Source organism: Collinsella sp. (assembly GCF_052346665.1).
Taxonomy (GTDB): domain Bacteria; phylum Actinomycetota; class Coriobacteriia; order Coriobacteriales; family Coriobacteriaceae; genus Collinsella.
The window spans coordinates 77,870-82,671 of the sequence record NZ_DAWDUX010000002.1 but is presented as its reverse complement, the minus strand read 5'-3'; the positions used below and the strand labels follow the sequence as shown (position 1 = coordinate 82,671).

Annotated in this window: 3 protein-coding genes; all 3 read left to right on the top strand. The window is 61.4% G+C overall.

Annotation, left to right across the window (positions count from 1 at the left end):
• Positions 1 to 172 precede the first annotated feature (172 nt).
• Positions 173 to 1,753, top strand: a complete 1,581-nt coding sequence (gene modB, locus ACT8II_RS00945; protein WP_443812803.1) for a molybdate ABC transporter permease subunit — start codon at positions 173 to 175, stop codon at positions 1,751 to 1,753.
• On the top strand, positions 1,750 to 2,853 hold the full coding sequence (locus ACT8II_RS00940) for a sulfate/molybdate ABC transporter ATP-binding protein (RefSeq protein WP_443812802.1): 1,104 nt from the start codon (positions 1,750 to 1,752) through the stop codon (positions 2,851 to 2,853). The genes modB and ACT8II_RS00940 overlap by 4 nt, the downstream gene beginning before the upstream one ends.
• Positions 2,854 to 3,195: 342 nt before the next feature.
• Positions 3,196 to 4,802: exo-alpha-sialidase (locus ACT8II_RS00935; RefSeq protein WP_443812801.1), on the top strand; the 1,607-nt coding region annotated here is incomplete at its 3' end.

Here is a 4,802-nt window from a genome sequence, read left to right as displayed (position 1 = left end):
GGAGGCCGCTTAGCGGTTATGATTTATCGCGTCCAAGTTTCGGGGCGCAGTTCACGGTCGCCCCTTTTGATTGCAAGATTGCTGATTGGTAGGTGTTTGACCCGTGGGAAGCAGACGTGTGGACTCCCTGTTGGGCTCAAGGCGCCCGGTTCATGCCGGAGGCCCTGCTCGGATGCGTCTTGCGTGTACCCCCGCCCGCGTGCTGGCGAGCATCATCATCGCTTTGGTCTGCATCGCCGCCGTCCAGCCTCGTGCCTATGCCGGCGAGGCCGTGCAGCGGAATTACTCCGACTACCTTGATCGGGTCGAGGTGCCCTCTGAGGGTTCGGCGACGTTCGAGGGCTCGACGTTCGGGCTCACCGGCTTCGAACGCCTGGCAAAGGGAACGGCACGCAGCGTCGACGGTGCGCCTGAAGGCTACCGGATCCCGCTCTCCGACCAAGCGAGCGTCGTGGTGATCAGGACGCCCGAAATGACGCTGGTGCACATAGACGAGGGTGTGGCGCAGCAGTTGGGACTGTATCCGTTTGTGAGTGAAAACGATTCCGTCTTATGGTCCATGATCTGTGCCCTCGATGAGGAAGCGAGTATGGGAGGTGCTCTGCTTTCCAGCATGGACGTTCCGTACATGTTGGTTTACGACGACGTGTTCACGATCGGGGACTGCCGGTATCGCTTCAATGCCCGCGCTGCTGACGGATCGCGGTTCGCCACGGTGACGTGGGCGGCGGCTGCGGAGGGCCAAGCTGGGGTGGAGCAGGCGCGCACCGCCGGCATCGATTTGGGTGACGGTGCACTATGGTGCGACTACGCCGAGCTTGTTCCCGCCGCCGACGTGGTCGCCGATGCTCCTGTGGGTCCCGCTGAGCGTGCTACGGAGTTCTTCTCGTCCATCGATTTCCGCCCCTTCTGGGTTTCGCTCAAAACGAGTGGCCTTGCGCTCGTCATCTCGTTTGTGTTCGGACTGCTCGCCGCATGGCGCGTGGTGGGCACGTCGAGCCGCATCAAGGGCCTGCTTGATTCGGTCTTCACGATTCCGATGGTGCTACCGCCCACGGTGTGCGGATTCCTGTTGCTCATGCTGTTCGGCCAGTCGACCGCGGTGGGCCGCTGGCTCATTGCGCACGGCGTCTCGCTCGTCTTCACCTGGCAGGCAGCGGTCATCGCCGCGGTGGTCGTGAGCTTCCCGCTCGTGTACCGCACGGCGCTCGGCGCCTTCGAGTCGCTCGATTCACGTATGTTAGATGCGGCTCGCACACTTGGATGGTCGGAGTCGCGCATCTTCCGCAAGATCATGCTTCCGCTTGCCTGGCCCTCCATCGCCGCGGGCACGGTACTCGCCTTCGCGCGCGCCATGGGCGAGTTTGGTTGCACGCTGTTCTTTGCCGGCAACTACGCGGGCATTACGCAGACCATCCCCATTGCCATCTACTTCGAGTGGATGGGCGGCAACACCTCCGTCGCCTTGTTCTGGGTGGTGGTCGTCATTGCGTTCAGCTTCCTCGTGGTATGGGGGATCAACGCTTACACTGCGCGCCATCAGGGGTATCGCGATGGCGGCACGGTGCCCGGTGCCCTCCGTTGCGCTTCGGTGGCGGGTCGTCGTTGCGATCGGGCGTGCGGAGTCTCTCGTCTTGCGGACTCCGGTGCTCGACCCGATTCCGTGCGCGACGGGTTGGAGGAAACCGGCGGTGACGCGCTGTGCATCGATCGTGAGGCGTTGCGTTCGCTGTTTGAGGATGGTGCGGGATGAGCCTGAGTCTTGACATCAAGAAGCGATACCCGGGGTTTTCCCTTGACGTATCTCTTGAGGCAGGGGAGGAACGCGTTGCCCTGCTGGGGGCGTCTGGCTGCGGCAAGAGCTGCACGCTACGGTGCATCGCGGGTGTTGAGACCCCCGATGAGGGGCGCATCGTGGTCAACGGCGTGACGTTCTACGATTCCCGTGCCGGCATCGACCTTTCGCCGCAAGAACGCAAAACGGCGCTGCTGTTCCAAAGCTACCAGCTCTTTCCGCACATGACGGTCGAGGACAACGTTTGCGCAGGCATGCCGCGCACCGGTCGTGCGTACCCCAGCCGCGGTTCCGAGCTCGATTTCCATCGTGCACGCGCTCGGCAGTTTTTGGACATCTTCGGTATGGCCGATTTTGCCGACCGCTATCCCTCCCAGCTATCCGGTGGACAGCAGCAGCGCGTCGCCCTGGCGCGTATGCTCGCCGCCCGCCCCGGGATCCTCATGTTCGACGAGCCCTTTTCCGCGCTCGATTCCTATCTAAAAAGCGCGCTTGAGCAGAATCTGCTCGACGTGTTCTCGGTGGTGCATCGCACGGTGCTCTACGTGAGTCATGACATCGACGAGGCGTGCCGACTGTGTGACCGCATCTGCGTGATGCACAATGGGCGCATCGAGGAGAGCGGTACGGCGAGCGAGCTCATGACGCGCCCCCAGACGCTTGCCGGCATGCGCCTGACGGGGTGCAAGAACACCTCGCGTGCGTGCAAGGTCTCTGCCACAAACGTCGAGGCCATCGACTGGGGCATGACCTTCGACGTGGGTCGCGAGGTGCCCGATGACGTTGCGTATCTGGGCGTCCGCGCGCGCCACATCCATCGAGACCGCTCGTGTGAGACGGGGAAGCGCCGCCGCAACAGCTTCGATTTGCATGTAGCGCGCGTGAGTGATTCGCGTTTTGAGCGGCTGGTGCTGCTCGATCCGCCGCTCGCGGGCGCTTGTTCACGTATTCAGTGGAAGGTCGACATGGTGGACACGCCGAGCGACGAGCTGCCCCGTGAAGGCGAGACGCTCCGTCTCCATTTTGATGCTAGCCGGTTGCTGTTGGTTGCTAAGTGATTGTCTGAGCACGGGTGGAATAGCATTGGCTGGCGTGTCCGCGAACACGCGAACACGCGCTCTGCTCCTGGAGACACGTTTGCTTTGATGGCCCTCATTTTTGACCGGTTCCATGGGGCCGATTGTTCTGCCCCACTTTGCGCACAGACCCTCCATAATGGCCTTTAACTGGCAATCTTCTTTGCATACCAGTATCTGCATGCTGGTCGTTGGCGGCAGTGTTGGCGCCGTTTGCGGAATGCCCATCGAGCTGGTGGGCTTATCTATCTAAATTAAATAGCATTGGGTTTCGTGCGCCTTGGATAGTTCGCATGGGAAGGCGCTGTTTGAAAGGTGTTTCATATGGGTAAGGACAGGCGTCTTGCCGCAATGGCCGTTGCCGCCAGTACATGCCTCGCGCTATCGTGGGCACCCGCGGTCGCGATTGCGCATGAGGCAGGCGACGCTGGAGCGGGGATTGGAGGTGCGGCGGCGCTTGCGGCCGATGTGAGCTCCGATAACGGCTTGCCCAAGACGATTGAATACCAAAAGGTGACGGGCGAGATCGAGTCGGGACAAACGTATTCCCTCGTGACCACCACCGCTACTGCGGGTTCGGGTAAGACGGAGTACCGCATTTTGCATTACACGGATGGTGCGGCGGCGCTGGACAAGTGCAAAACGTCTGCTCACTCCGACGTGCTGAGTCCTGCCGACTGCACCGCCGGCAACTTTGCCGGCACCGGCGCCCACCAGTGGACCATCGAGGCGGTCGAGGGCGGCTACACCGTCAAGTCCAACACGGCGAGCGGCAAGTACCTGAACATCTCCGCAGGTGGTGCGACTCCCGGAGACGAGGCTCAGGTGCTCAAGGTCGAGCGGATGGACGATGGTTCTTTCTCCATCGGTCGTGAGGTCAGCGGTACCATGTACTACTTCGCCTTCAACAACACGGCCAACGGCTCATGGAAGGTCTCGACCGATCCCTATGGGTTCGTTGCATACAAGAAGACCGAGGTCACCCCGAACGTGATTCCGAACGACAAGCCCGCGTCCGGCGTCACGTATGACCAGCCTTATGCTTCTGGGACCGCGGGGAGCCAGTACTTCCGTATCCCCTCGTTAATCACCCTCAAGGATGGCAGCCTGCTTTCGGCTATCGATGCGCGTTGGACCACGCTCGGCGACGCCGGCGGCCTCGATACCATCGTCAGCAAGTCCACCGATGGCGGAAAGACCTGGAACTACAGCTTCCCCAACTACTTCAACGACAGCACGAACGCGTATAACAGCCATGCCACGGCGTTCATCGATCCTGTGATGGTCGAGAGGGAGGGCACCGTCTACATGATGGTCGACCTGTGGCCGGGCGGCGTCGCGCTCAACTCCGCCGCGAACAACCATCCCGTCAATGCGAGCGGCTATGTTGAGATCGATGGCGAGCAGCGCCTCGTGCTCTTTGCGTCTCCTAATCCCGATACGCAGCGCAGCGTCGGTGCGGAGCGTGGAACTGGCTACACACACTACGTCGGCGACTTTGGCGCCGACGGCTACGCTCCCGTCATCAAGGCAGACGGAGGAGCCACCGAGTTCTACGTTGACCGGGAGTATTTCCTGTTCGACGAGAACAAAGATCCCGTGTACTGTCAACAGCTGGGTAGCAGCGATTACGTCCAGCAGAACGTGTTCTATTTCAACGCCGACCTGCATGTGACGGCCACTTCGTACCTGTGGCTCGTGAGTTCGAGCGACGGCGGCGCCAGCTGGTCTGACCCGATGATGCTCAACGAGCAGGTGCGCACGAGTGTCGACAAAAATGATTGCTTCTATGGTGTGGGACCAGGCCGCGGCGTCGTGACCTCGACGGGCCGCATCATCCTGCCGTGCTACACCTATGAGTACGGTAAGGGCGACGGCCACACGAGTACCATCTATTCCGATGACGGCGTCACGTGGCACCGCAGCAATAA